Origin of the sequence: Flavobacterium cellulosilyticum (assembly GCF_004349355.1) — a bacterium.
GTDB classification, from domain to species: Bacteria; Bacteroidota; Bacteroidia; order Flavobacteriales; family Flavobacteriaceae; genus Flavobacterium; species Flavobacterium cellulosilyticum.
In genome coordinates this window covers 184657-197480 of record NZ_SMFK01000001.1, presented here as the reverse complement: position 1 = coordinate 197480, position 12824 = coordinate 184657, and the positions used below count along the sequence as shown (strand labels likewise).

At 31.6% G+C, this 12824-nt stretch carries 12 protein-coding genes; 7 read left to right on the top strand and 5 right to left on the bottom strand.

What is annotated here, in order from left to right:
- Positions 1-206: 206 nt before the first annotated feature.
- Positions 207-779 carry a DUF3109 family protein gene (locus tag E0F76_RS00820; protein WP_132000442.1) on the bottom strand — a complete coding sequence of 191 codons (573 nt, stop codon included), beginning with the start codon at positions 777-779 and terminating at the stop codon, positions 207-209.
- A gap of 207 nt (positions 780-986) precedes the next feature.
- Between E0F76_RS00820 and E0F76_RS00815 the strand changes: the two genes are divergently transcribed.
- From E0F76_RS00815 to E0F76_RS00805, 3 genes are all read left to right on the top strand, one after another.
- The gene (locus E0F76_RS00815) at positions 987-1565 is read left to right on the top strand and encodes a MarC family protein (protein ID WP_132001602.1); all 579 of its coding nucleotides are present in this window, start codon (positions 987-989) and stop codon (positions 1563-1565) included.
- A 129-nt stretch (positions 1566-1694) separates the two neighbouring features.
- Positions 1695-1898 (top strand): hypothetical protein, encoded by a 204-nt coding sequence (locus tag E0F76_RS00810; protein ID WP_132000441.1) that lies wholly within the window; start codon positions 1695-1697, stop codon positions 1896-1898.
- A gap of 2 nt (positions 1899-1900) precedes the next feature.
- Entirely contained in the window at positions 1901-2536 is a 636-nt protein-coding gene (locus tag E0F76_RS00805; RefSeq protein WP_132000440.1) for an FAD-dependent oxidoreductase, read from the top strand.
- 11 nt (positions 2537-2547) lie between these two features.
- Here the strand turns inward: E0F76_RS00805 and E0F76_RS00800 are convergent, their stop codons facing one another.
- The 3 genes from E0F76_RS00800 to E0F76_RS00790 are packed head-to-tail and all read right to left on the bottom strand — an operon-like array spanning position 2548 to position 5147.
- Complete coding sequence (locus E0F76_RS00800) at positions 2548-4116, bottom strand: S41 family peptidase (RefSeq protein ID WP_132000439.1); 1569 nt, start codon at positions 4114-4116, stop codon at positions 2548-2550.
- Positions 4117-4545: a deoxycytidylate deaminase gene (locus E0F76_RS00795; RefSeq protein WP_132000438.1), complete on the bottom strand. Its 429-nt coding sequence runs from the start codon at positions 4543-4545 to the stop codon at positions 4117-4119. It abuts the gene before it with no gap.
- Between the two features lie 8 nt (positions 4546-4553).
- Positions 4554-5147, bottom strand: coding sequence for a HupE/UreJ family protein (locus tag E0F76_RS00790; RefSeq protein ID WP_132000437.1), 594 nt, complete (start codon positions 5145-5147; stop codon positions 4554-4556).
- Positions 5148-5346: 199 nt separating this feature from the next.
- On the opposite strand from E0F76_RS00790, the gene E0F76_RS00785 reads away from it, so the two are divergent.
- The gene (locus tag E0F76_RS00785) at positions 5347-5778 is read left to right on the top strand and encodes a TerB family tellurite resistance protein (protein WP_132000436.1); all 432 of its coding nucleotides are present in this window, start codon (positions 5347-5349) and stop codon (positions 5776-5778) included.
- Between the two features lie 106 nt (positions 5779-5884).
- On the opposite strand, the gene fbp is transcribed toward E0F76_RS00785, so the two are convergent.
- Positions 5885-6904, bottom strand: coding sequence for a class 1 fructose-bisphosphatase (gene fbp / locus E0F76_RS00780; protein WP_132000435.1), 1020 nt, complete (start codon positions 6902-6904; stop codon positions 5885-5887).
- A gap of 166 nt (positions 6905-7070) precedes the next feature.
- Between fbp and E0F76_RS00775 the strand changes: the two genes are divergently transcribed.
- The 3 genes from E0F76_RS00775 (at position 7071) to E0F76_RS00765 (ending at position 12777) form a co-directional block, all read left to right on the top strand.
- Positions 7071-7550 carry a GNAT family N-acetyltransferase gene (locus tag E0F76_RS00775; RefSeq protein WP_132000434.1) on the top strand — a complete coding sequence of 160 codons (480 nt, stop codon included), beginning with the start codon at positions 7071-7073 and terminating at the stop codon, positions 7548-7550.
- A 194-nt stretch (positions 7551-7744) separates the two neighbouring features.
- Positions 7745-9001, top strand: coding sequence for an aspartate kinase (locus E0F76_RS00770; RefSeq protein ID WP_132000433.1), 1257 nt, complete (start codon positions 7745-7747; stop codon positions 8999-9001).
- 368 nt (positions 9002-9369) lie between these two features.
- A complete protein-coding gene (locus E0F76_RS00765) occupies positions 9370-12777 on the top strand; it encodes a hypothetical protein (protein WP_132000432.1) in 3408 nt (1135 codons plus the stop codon).
- Positions 12778-12824 lie beyond the last annotated feature (47 nt).

Sequence of the window (12824 nt, the reverse complement as noted above, 5' to 3'; positions counted from 1 at the left end):
TGTTTTTCGTAGATTACAAAGGTTGTGAATTTATGCGGTTTTTAAAAGCCAAACTTATTCACAATAAGGGATAGTTTTTAACAAAAAGTGAGAAATAGAATGATTTCTCATTGTTTCTAAATACCTGAATTACAGTGTGTTAAAAAAATTAATACAACGTGAGCTACTGTAAACTATAGCGGTTTAAAAAACAAACCTTTAGTTTTTTAAGAATTGCTTTTCAACTCTTGAGCTACCTTTTCTAGTTCTAAATACCAATCCTCACCAAATCTTCGAATTAAGGCTTCCTTAACAAATTTGTAAACGGGAACTTCAAGTGCTGCACCTAAGGAACAGGCATCGTCGCAAATTTCCCATTTATCATAATTAACAGCAGCAAACTCCGTGAAATCTTTCACCCGAATAGGATACAAATGACAGGAAACTGGTTTTTTCCAATCAATTTCCCCTTGATTATAGGCTTGTTCGATTCCGCAAAGTGCGGTTTTACCATCATACATTACGTAGGCACAATCCTTATTGTCGATTAATGGTGTTTCAAGTTCTCCATCTGTGCCTTTTGTCCAAGTACCTTGAGCTTCAATAGCTGCAATCCCTTCTTTACGAAGAAATGGTTTAACTTTTGGATAAATGGCTTCCAAAATTTTAGTTTCATCTTCGCTCAATGGCGCTCCTGCATCACCGTCGACACAACACGCCCCTTTGCAAGCCGATAGATTACAAACAAATTCTTTTTCGAGTATATCTTCCGATATGATGGTTTTTCCTAGTTGAAACATATTGCAAAGATACTTTGAATTCCGAATTTTAAAAAGTTAAAGTTTAATTTTAACAATTCCAATTTCTATATTGTTGATCTTCACTTTTATAAAGATTTTAATTAAAAACTCATTGTAATTTTCAATGACCTAAGATTGTCAATAATTATCCAAAAATCAGTATTAAAAAGCCTAATAATTGAATACTTTTACTTCCTAAATAATATAATAATGGAGATTGACTTAAAAGAAATTATTACGGTAAGCATGGTGCTATTTGCTGTAATTGACATTGTTGGATCTATTCCAATTGTGGTTGATTTAAAGACAAAACACGGACATATTGAATCAGAAAAAGCGTCAATAGTTGCGGGTTCTATTATGATAATTTTTCTTTTTGTTGGTGAAGAGTTATTAAAATTAATAGGTATTGATGTGCATTCATTTGCTGTGGCAGGTTCTTTTGTATTGTTCTTTTTAGCCTTGGAAATGATTTTGGGTGTTCGTATTTATCGCGACGATGAGGCAAGTTCTGCGTCAATTGTTCCTATTGCTTTTCCATTAATTGCTGGAGCTGGAACGATGACTACATTATTGTCATTGAAGGCTGAATTTCAAACTTTAAACATTGTGTTTGCCATTGTTTTGAACATCATTATAGTGTATGCAGTATTGAAATCCTCATCAAAAATCGAAAAAATGTTAGGAAAAAATGGTTTAGGAGTAGTCAGAAAAGCTTTTGGCGTAGTTCTTTTAGCAATTGCTGTTAAATTATTCGCTGCTAATGTTAAAGGTTTGTTTGTCTAAAATAAATTTTTATAAATTTACCTCATTAATTTTTTACATAAAAACAGTTTTAGTTGTTTATTTAATATTTAAAAGATAAAATTGACACTAAAGGGAGCTGTATTTAGGTACTAACAAAAATATATTTTTATGAAAATTTTTACAAACATATTGGTGATTTTGGCATTAGTTTTAATTATTTTTAACATTAGTCTTTTAGATTTTAATCATCCACTTGAAGGAAATAGTATGGTTGCCTGTATTGGTGTTGCAGCCTCTACTTGCGCTGTTTTGATTCTTTTAATTTTTAGATTATCAAAAAATATCGAAGAAAAAATGAATGATAAATTCTAATTATGTTTGATGTTTTAATAATTGGTGGTGGTGTTTCTGGAATGTCATGCAGTTTAATTTTAGGCTCTGCTAAAAACAAATCCTTCGTAATTGATAAAAAAATTGCTGTAATTACCCATCAAAAAAATTCTTCTCTTCAAGAGGCCTTAATTAATAATGGATATGGAATTAGTCCAAATAAATTAGGTTCTGATTTGTTATCTGAAAGTATTCAACATTTATCAGAAACCTATCCTCATATTACACAAATTCCTAACGAAAAAGTGCTGAAAATTGAGGGAGAATTTACTTCGTCAGTTCGTCCTTCGACCTCGAGTCCTGAATTTACAATTATCACAAACAAGAATAGGTATCAATCTAAAATGATTGTTGTGGCCATTGGTGCTGCTAATACATTTGCTATTGAAGGCTTGATGCACTATGTAGAGCCACATCTTAAATCACTGCCTGTAAAGCAAAGAATTCAGCTTAGAAATAATGACCATAAAGTAGCCGAAGGTATTTATGTAACGGGAACTTTGGCGGGTTGGAGAAGCCAAGTGGCAATTGCATCAGGAAGTGGAGCTGCTGTAGCTACCGATATTCTTACTTTATGGAATGACGGTATTCAAACCCATGTTCATGATAGTATAAGGTAAATTCAATTATTTTACTTTATTACCGCTTTCATCATGGCATCATTTTTTAATAGGACTTCATAAAATTTACTTTCATTATATAATTGACCTGCAAATTCTGCCGAAAGATAACGCTTCACAATTGCTTTATTATTTTTGATATTCAAATCCATTCTATATTTCAAAATGTATTTTTGAAACAAATTAAAATACAAATCACTCGAATTGATTTTATCCATACATTGATCAAAAGTCAAATTTGTAAAAGCACCTCTATCTTTATCCAACTGTTCAAAAACAAAATTACTTAGAACACCCAATTCTAATAAGTTTACAGAGTTTTCATTACCATGTTCGAGTTCGATTGGCACAAATATATCTGGAACAATACCGCCACCACCATATACAACCCTGCCATTTGGCGTTTTATACTTTGGGGTAATTGGTGTTTTTATACTGTCTTTATGGTACAATTCCCCATTATTAAAACGGGAGCCAGTTTCTTTATAATAATCTGCATTACCACTTGAATACGTTTTTTGAATGGAACGACCTGTAGGTGTATAATATCTGGCAATTGTCAATCGAACAGCCGATCCATCTTCAAAATCCATTTCTCTTTGAACTAGTCCTTTTCCATATGAACGTCTTCCTACGATAGTTCCTCTATCGTTATCTTGAATCGCTCCGGCTAGAATCTCACTTGCTGATGCGCTGTTTTCATTTATAAATAGAATTACTTTTCCAGATTCGAAAATTCCCTTTTTTGTTGCATATATTTTTTTAGTAACACCTTTTTTGCTTTTGGTAAAAACAATTAATTGTCTGTCTTTTAATAATTCATCTGCTATAAAAACGGCTTGGTTTAAATATCCTCCTCCATTATTTCGAAGATCAATAATTAATGACTTCGCACCCATTTCTTTTAATCGTGTTAAGGCTTTTATAAACTCATCGTAAGTGTTTTCGGCAAATCGATTGATTTTGATATAAGCGGTATGTTTATTAAATAAAATTGCAGCATCAACACTTTTAATAGGTATTATACCTCGTTTTATTTTAATTTTTAATTCTTTATGCGTTGATTTTCTATAAACAGTCAGCGTAACTTCAGATCCTTCTATTCCTTTAAATTTAGAAAAAAGACTGTCTATTGGTAGTTTTCGTCCAAATAATTTTGTTTGATCTGCATACAGTATTCTGTCACCTGCTTTAATTCCGGCTTTCTCTGATGGACCATTTTCTAGCGTTTTAACAATTGCCACAGAATCATTTAAAATATAAAAATTAACGCCAATTCCCACAAAATCACCTTTCATGTTTTCGGCGAATTCAACTTGTTTATTTGGTTGTATGTAAACAGAATGAGGATCAAGTTGGTCCAATAAATTTATTATAGCTTTATTGATAATAGTGTCATTGTTTATGCTGTCTACATACTCATTATCAATAAAATCAATGATTTTTCCCAGTTTGTTTTTAGCATTGTTCTTTACTAAATAAGTGTGTTGATTGGGGAAATTAAGCCATCCGCCCAAAAGTATACCAAAGGCAAGAACAGTAAAAATGAGTATCGCAAAATATTTCGAATTAATTTTCATTTATTCCAAAACTTCAATTTGTTCAACGATAACACCTGCTTTTGCAAGAAAATCAATTCCTGATGTGTCTCTATATCCCAATTGATACACCACTCTTTTAATTCCCGATTGATGAATTAATTTACTGCATTCTTTACATGGGGAAAGGGTTATATATAATGTTGCTCCATCACAGGTTTGTGTTGAGCGCGCCACTTTTAGAATTGCGTTTGCCTCTGCATGAAGTACATACCAATTGGTAAGTCCAGCTTCGTCCTCGCAACAGTTTTCAAAGCCAGAAGGAGTTCCATTATAACCGTCAGAAATTATCATACGATCTCTAACAATTATAGCTCCAACTTGTTTTCGTTTGCAATACGACAAAAGACTCCATTCTTTTGCAATTCTAAGATACGCTTTATCGTATTTATTCAATTTTTTCTTTTCCATAATTTAATTTATCTAAGCCAAATTTTACTTTGGACTATCAACGGTAACACAACGCCAATTACAAAAGAGGACATTACTAATGTCCAATCTCTTTTGGAAAATCGGAAAACCGTTTGAACAATATAGGAAAGAATTAAAACCACAAAAACGACTATGATTTGCGATGCTTCTATACCCAATGCAAATTCAAGCAAAGGTAACAATTTAGATTGTGGTGAACCTGTTAATATTGTTTTAAAATAACCGGCAAAGCCCAATCCGTGTATTATTCCAAAAAACAAAGTCACAAACAAAATCACACTAATACTCTCTTTTTTTGAAGATTTCCCTGCTGTAAAAAGATGGAATAAAGCGACAATAAGAATGGTAATTGGAATTAATAACTCTACCAAATTACCTTTTATGTAAATCACTCCATAAACGGATAACAACAGGGCTAATGAATGACCTAAAGTAAAAATGGAGACTAAAAGCAACAATCTTTTCCAGTCCTTAAAAGCGAAAGGAACAGTCAAAGCAATTAAAAACAGAATGTGGTCGTAAGCATATATATTTAGAATGTGTCTTAATCCTTTTTCGAAAAAAATCCAAAATTCTGACATAGTAAAATAGTTATTAAGATTAGGGGTTGTCAAACTTACAATTTATTTTGAAATAAGATTAAATAGAGATTGTTAAAAACCATTTTTGATGTTTTTATTCAATTAAAAAAGTAGGAAAAGACAGAAAACAGTAGCCTTAATATTTGATAAGTTTCAAAAAAACATTTATCTTTATCTAAATCATTTAAACCAAAACATTATGTCAATCGCAGAATTATTTGATAACGAATTTAAACATCGAAACAAGGGTCATTTTTCGGCAATTGCTCGTGTTGCTTTAGCTGATGGGATACTTGCCCTAGAGGAAAAAGTTTTTTTAGACAAACTTGCCAGAAATCTAGATATTTCAGAAGAAGAATATAAAGAGATATTGGAAAACCCTCAAAAATATGCTATAAACCCTCCGTACCTTCGTATCCATAGATTAGAACGTTTATATGACTTAGCTAGAATGGTTCATATTGATCATCATTTAGGAGATAAACAAGACGATTTATTAAGAAAATTTGGTATCGCTTTAGGCTTTACGCCAGAGAATGTCAATTATATTGTAGACAAAGCCCTAGTGTTAGTAGATGGGAAAGTAGACTTAGATACTTTTATTTACGAAATGGAAAACATGAATAAGTAAAGTAAAAGGCTGTTCTAAAGTTCAATATTGCTTTTAGACGTTCATACAAACATCCCAAATGTTAAACTATTTGGGATGTTTTTTTATTTAAAGAATTGAAGTTTTTTTAGTATTTGCTCAATTTTGCTTTCATCATAAATTCTTCAGCTTTTTCTACCATGTTATTACTTCCGCAAAAGAATGGAACTCTTTCGTGTAATTCCGTTGGCTGAATTTCCATTATTCTATTAAATCCATCAGATCCTTTTCCACCTGCTTGTTCTACTATGAATGCTATTGGATTGCATTCATAAAGTAAACGTAATTTTCCTTTTGGCGCTTTGGTACTAGTAGGATAAATATAAATACCTCCTTTAATCATGTTTCTATGAATGTCTGAAACTAAACTTCCAATGTATCTGGAGGTGTACGGTCTATCTTCTTCTTCAAATTGGCAATATTTGATATAATCTTTTACGCCTTGAGGAAAATGAACATAATTTCCTTCATTGATAGAATAAATATTTCCGTCTTTTGGAAACTGCATGTTGGGATGCGAAAGGTAAAAAGTACCAATGGCAGGGTTTAATGTAAAACCGTTTACGCCAAAACCTGTAGTATAAACAATCATTGTAGAGGTTCCGTAAATTACATATCCTGCAGCAACTTGATTGATTCCCGGTTGTAAAAAATCTTCAATCGTGACTGGAGTTCCTATTGGAGAAATTCTTCGATAAACTGAAAAAATAGTTCCTACCGAAACGTTTACATCTATGTTAGAAGATCCGTCAAGAGGATCCATCAATACTACATATTTATTATTATGACCATTATCACTTCCTGCGACCGTTATAAAATCATCGTTTTCTTCTGAAGCAATACCACAAACAATCTCACGATTAATTAAGGTTTGAATAAAAATCTCATTGGCATATACATCCAATTTTTGCTGATCTTCTCCTTGAATGTTTTGTTCGCCAGCAGCTCCAACGATATCTACTAAACCTGCTTTGTTTACTTTGTAGTTAACTACTTTGGCTGCTAATCGAATCGAATTAAAGATTCTTGACAATTCGCCAGACGAATATTGAAAGGCATTCTGGTTTTCAATGATAAATTCTCCTAAAGTTATATTGCGTTCTTCCATAATGATATCGTTGTAGTTGGTTTGAAGTCACAAATATCGGTTTTTTTGTGAAAATGATTTACAAAAATTCTAGTTACTCATACAGTATTGTATATTTGCCAAATATAGTCCTCTATTTTAGAGGAAATCATTTTATTTTGACGAATCTATAGAAATATTTCAGTTTATGATTATAAGAAAAGGAACATTAAGAGACATGGAAGCCGTTTTAGAACTTATTCAAGAATTAGCTGTTTTTGAAAATGAGCCAAATGCCGTTTTAATTACTGTTGATGATTTAATTCGAGATGGTTTTGGTCAAATACCCTTATTTAAAGTATTTGTTGCTGAAGTTGATACTGAAATTGTTGGAATTGCTTTGTTTTACAATCGTTACTCTACTTGGAAAGGAAAAACGATTCATTTAGAAGATTTAGTGGTGAAACAAAAAATGCGCGGAAGTGGAGTAGGGTATGCACTTTATTCTGAAATTATAAAAGAAGGCAAAAAAGAAGGTGTTCGAAGAATTGAATGGAATGTTTTAGATTGGAATACGCCTGCAATCGATTTTTATGAAAAGTCGGGAGCAAAAGTACTAGTGGATTGGAAAGTTGCACAAATGGACGAAGCAGCAATTGATTATTTTATTGAAAATAAATTGAGATAAATCCTCTCCTCGACCTTCTCCAAAAGAGAGGGAGCCAAAACTGGAAAAACATAGGTGGTTTAGAGTTGATAGAGTGTACAAATCCAAAAAATAAGGATTAAATAGTTACAAAAAGTTAAATAAACATAATAAATAAATCGCTTTCAAATTTCAAATGTTAATCTGGAATCTGGAATCTGAAATCTTAATTTAAAATGAGAATATTCAAATTTGGAGGTGCATCAGTAAAAGATGCCGCAGGAATTAAAAACGTTTATGACGTTTTACTAAAAGCAGGTTATGAAGATGTTTTGTTGGTTGTTTCAGCAATGGGGAAAACTACAAATGCACTTGAAATAGTAATTAAAAATTATTTTGACAAATCAGATGAATTAAAATCCTCTGTACAAGAAATAAAAAAATACCACAATCAAATCCTATTGGATTTATTCGAAGATGATAAAAATGAAGTTTTTGCTGCGGTAAATACTCAGTTTTTGGAATTAGAATATTTTTTAATCCATAATAAATCGCCAAATTATGATTTTGTTTACGACCAAATTGTGAGTTATGGCGAATTGATATCGACTACCATTTTGAGTCATTTCATGTCTTATATGGGGATCAAAACACAATGGCTTGATGTTAGGAATTTCATTAAAACGAATGCCAATTATAGAGATGCCGAAGTAGATTGGGAATTAACTCAAGCTAACATTTCTAAAAATGTAAAGAGAAAAATTCTAAACGTCACTCAAGGATTCTTGGGTTCTGATGAAAATAATTTCACCACAACTTTAGGTCGTGAAGGTTCCGATTATACTGCAGCTATATTTGCATATTGCATCAATGCTGAAAGTGTAACCATCTGGAAAGATGTACCAGGGGTTATGAATGCCGATCCACGTTACTTTGAAAACGCAAGTTTGTTAAACCAAATTTCGTATCGTGAAGCTATCGAATTGGCTTTTTATGGCGCAACGGTAATTCACCCGAAAACCTTGCAACCGCTACAAAAAAAGGAAATTCCTTTGTATGTAAAATCATTTATCAATCCGTTATTACCTGGAACTAGTGTGTCAAAAGGGTCCACTTTAGAACCATTTATGCCTTGTTTTATTGTAAAAAGAGAACAGTTATTAATTTCACTTTCCTCCATAGATTTTTCATTCATAATGGAAGAAAACATCAGTGAAATTTTTGGATTGTTTCACCAATTCAAGCTAAAAGTAAACTTGATTCAGAATTCTGCAATTAGTTTTTCTGTTTGTGTGGAGGATAAATTTGGAAATTTCAAGGAATTAAACTCCATTTTATCTAAAAAATTCAAAGTAGATTTCACCGAAAATGTAACGCTTTATACCATTCGACATTCCGATGACAAAGCAGCGCATACGGTAGAAGAAGGAAAAACGGTTTTGCTAAAACAAGTTGGAACGGAAACAATGCAAATTGTAACGAAGGAAAACTAGTCTTTCTATTTTTAATAATTAGACCGCAAATTCGCAGATTTTTAAATTTGAGAATTGGCGGTTTTTTTATCATTTTAACACAAATAAAAAAGATACATTTAAGAAAGAAACTATAAGATTTGTTTTAGCTATTATATTTAATGCAATGTCTAGACTTCTACAATAGTACCGTTTTAAAAAAATTCATTGATTCCGTTAGACAAAATGAAATTCGGTTAGAAAAAATAAAATAATTTACTGCAGATTCGCATATTTTAATAATTTGTGAATTTGCGTTTTTTTTATTAATTCATTTCAAACTCCAAATTCCCCCATTACTATTTCCCAAATATAAATACTACTTTTGAAACTTTAAAGTTTATGTATTTATGCTTAAGAATATCTTGCTTTTATTGGTGTTTCTCTTCTTTTCTGGGCTCCAAGCTCAAGAAACAAATTCGCTGTATAAAACAAAGAAAATTAAAGGAACTCTCGATACTATTTATCTTGAAAAAGAAAGCATTAACACCAATCATTTTGTTTTATTAGACAAAAATAATACACAAATAGACAGCTCTTTTTATACCATAAATTTCGAAAAAGGAATATTATTATTAAAAGAAGGTGCTGCTTTAGATTCAATTACTGTTCAATATTTAAAATTACCAGCATTTTTAACTAAAGAATACCACATTTATGACTCAAGTCAGATAGTAAGTAATAAAGCTAGTAATGAAAATTTGTTCAATATTGAAACCAATATCCAGAAAAACACCATCCCTTTTGAAGGATTAAACACTTCAGGAAGTATCACACGAGGTGTCACAATTGGTAATAATCAAAATACGGTTTTGACCTCCAATCTAGATTTGCAAATTACAGGAAAACTATCCGAAAAAGTAAGTTTGAGAGCCTCTTTACAAGACAGCAATATACCATTGCAAGATGGCGGATATTCTCAAAAACTAGATCAATTTGATAATGTTTTTATAGAGCTATTTAGTAATCAATGGAATATTCGAGCTGGTGATGTCTTTCTCGAAAATAAGAAATCTCAGTTTTTAAATTTCAACAAAAAAGCGCAAGGTATAACTGCCAATTTCGACTTTGGAACTGAAGAAAATAAGACAAATATATTTGCATCAGCGGCATTGGTTAAAGGTCAATATGCTAAAAGCAATTTTATTGGTCAAGAAGGAAATCAAGGTCCTTATAAATTAATAGGTCAAAAGGGAGAATTGTATGTGCTTGTTATTTCAGGATCAGAAAGGGTTTATGTGAACGGAATTCTTTTGAAAAGAGGCGAAAACAATGATTACACCATCGATTATAATGCTGGCGAAATACTGTTTACACCACTTTATACCATAACATCGGAAATGCGAATTACAATTGAATACCAATATTCAAATCAAAATTTCACCCGATTTGTAACCTACGCAGGTGGTAGTCATGAAGCCAAAAAATGGAGTTTTGGCAGCTATTTGTATTCGGAAAGTGATTTAAAAAACCAGCCATTACAACAAAGTCTTTCTACAGATCAAGCTCTTATCTTAGCTAATGCTGGTGACAATCCTGATTTAATGACTGCGCCATCAGCCTATTTAGATTCCTATTCTGATAATAAAATTTTATATAAAAAAAGAATTGTTAATCAAGTTGAAATTTTCGAATATTCAAATAATCCACAAGATGAATTATTTAACGTTCGGTTTAATTTTATAGGCACGAATAAAGGAAATTACATCTTAAAAAACTCCGCTACAATCAGCAAAATATACGAATATATTGAACCTCTAAATTCCGTTCCACAAGGGAATTACGAACCAATTATTCCATTAATTGCCCCCATAAAAATTCAAGTTGCTACTTTTATGGGTAAATATACGCCAACAGAGAAATCGTCCATTGACTTTGAAATAGGTTTGAGTAACAATGATAAAAATCTTTTTTCGAGAATAGACGACGCTAACAATCAAGGATTGGCTGCAAAAATAAATGCACGACAACGCTTGTTTTCAAAAAAATGGGTAGTTGATGCATTTGCAAATTATCAGTTTGTGCAAGAAAATTTCAGTTCAGTTGAAAGATTAAATAGCATTGAATTTAGCCGTGATTGGAATTTAGAAACTATAGCAATCGGAAATCAAAGTTATTTAATATCCGGTTTAAATATGGTTTTGCCTGAAAAAGGAAGTTTGGTTTATCAATTTGAAAAACTCGATTTCTCCAAAAACTTTAGCGGAAATCGTTCTGTACTAAATGGAGCGTTTAAATTGAATCAATGGATGTTGCAAAATCACGGGAGTTTCTTAAATAGCAATTCCACAAACACAGTATCTAAATTTATTAGAAATCAATCTAAAGTCAAATATAATTTCCATAAAAACTGGATTGGAACGAGTCTAAAACTTGAAGATAATCAAGAAAAAAACAAATCAACCAATCAATTTTCGGCATTGAGCCAACGGTTTTTAGAATATGGTTTTTTTGCAGGTCGTGGTGATAGTACCAAGGTTTTCGTTGAATTAGGTTATTTTAAAAGAGCAAATGATAGTCTGCAAAACGGAAGTATTCAAAGAGTCAACAACTCTCAAACATTTGTTTTGAAATCAAAATTAATTCAAACGACCAAAAGTGATTTGTCTCTTTTTGTTAATTACAGAATATTGGATTATGTTAATTCGACCCAGAAGAAAGAGCCTTCTTTAAATTCCAGAATGATCTATAACGATCGTTTCTTTAAGCAATTAATTCAATCAACAACTGTTTTTGAAACCAATTCAGGATCGATTCCGCAGCAGGAATTTACGTATTTAGAAGTTGCTGCTGGACAAGGTGTTTATACCTGGAATGATTATAACAGTAATGGAATTCAAGAATTAGAAGAGTTTGAAGTGGCTCCATTTATTGATCAGGCTAAATATATTAGGGTGTATTTGCCTAACCGAATTTATATCAAAACTCATCAAAATAAATTCTCACAATCCATAGTTTTAAACCCAAATCAATGGCAAAATGAAGTTGGGTTCAAGAAAATTATTTCTTATTTTTACAACCAAACATCGTTTTTAATTGACCGAAAGATTGAAAACAAAGGCGGTAATTTCGACCTGAATCCTTTTGGTAATTCAAATTCAACTGTTTTGGGATTGAACTCCAGTTTCAGAAACAGCTTGTTTTATAACAGAGGAAAGCAAGATCATTCGATTACTTATTCTTATATACAAAATCAGTCAAAAAATTTGCTTTCCATAGGTTCTCAAGAATCAAAAAATAGTTCGAACCAAATACAATATGCACACTTATATAAAAAAAGTTGGTTGTTTGGTTTTTTTGCCAAAACCATAAATACATCAATTGCATCTGAAAATTTCCCTGAGAAAAATTATGAAATAAAAGGATATCAATTGGCCCCAAAAATCAGTTATTTATTTTCTAAAAATACCAGTTTGGATTTGTTTTACGAATTGCAAAAAAAGAATAATCAAATTGGCAATTTTGACACATTGCTGCAAAACCGATTTGGTACTTCATTTACTTATGCAAGCAGTAAAAATTTGACCATGAATGGAGAAGTGTCTTTTTATCAAAATAAATTTAATGGGAATGAATATTCATCGGTAGGGTTTCAAATGCTTGAAGGATTGCAAACGGGTCAAAACTTGACTTGGAGATTGCTGTTGCAAAAAAACTTAACCAGTTATTTAGACATCAACTTGAATTACCAAGGACGAAAAAGCGAATCAAGCCAAACCATTCATACAGGAAGCGTACAGTTGAGAGCCTTTTTTTAGGTTTGTTTCCTAATAACTTAATAGTATAATAATACTTTCAAAATATT

Bases quoted from the DNA above. Each gene is read 5' to 3' on its own strand.
- E0F76_RS00800 (WP_132000439.1), bottom strand. From the start codon at position 4,116: ATGAAAATTAATTCGAAATATTTTGCGATACTCATTTTTACTGTTCTT.
- E0F76_RS00770 (WP_132000433.1), top strand. From the start codon at position 7,745: ATGAGAATATTCAAATTTGGAGGTGCATCAGTAAAAGATGCCGCAGGA.
- E0F76_RS00790 (WP_132000437.1), bottom strand. From the start codon at position 5,147: ATGTCAGAATTTTGGATTTTTTTCGAAAAAGGATTAAGACACATTCTA.
- E0F76_RS00805 (WP_132000440.1), top strand. From the start codon at position 1,901: ATGTTTGATGTTTTAATAATTGGTGGTGGTGTTTCTGGAATGTCATGC.
- fbp (WP_132000435.1), bottom strand. From the start codon at position 6,904: ATGGAAGAACGCAATATAACTTTAGGAGAATTTATCATTGAAAACCAG.
- E0F76_RS00785 (WP_132000436.1), top strand. From the start codon at position 5,347: ATGTCAATCGCAGAATTATTTGATAACGAATTTAAACATCGAAACAAG.
- E0F76_RS00795 (WP_132000438.1), bottom strand. From the start codon at position 4,545: ATGGAAAAGAAAAAATTGAATAAATACGATAAAGCGTATCTTAGAATT.
- E0F76_RS00820 (WP_132000442.1), bottom strand. From the start codon at position 779: ATGTTTCAACTAGGAAAAACCATCATATCGGAAGATATACTCGAAAAA.
- E0F76_RS00765 (WP_132000432.1), top strand. From the start codon at position 9,370: ATGCTTAAGAATATCTTGCTTTTATTGGTGTTTCTCTTCTTTTCTGGG.
- E0F76_RS00810 (WP_132000441.1), top strand. From the start codon at position 1,695: ATGAAAATTTTTACAAACATATTGGTGATTTTGGCATTAGTTTTAATT.
- E0F76_RS00775 (WP_132000434.1), top strand. From the start codon at position 7,071: ATGATTATAAGAAAAGGAACATTAAGAGACATGGAAGCCGTTTTAGAA.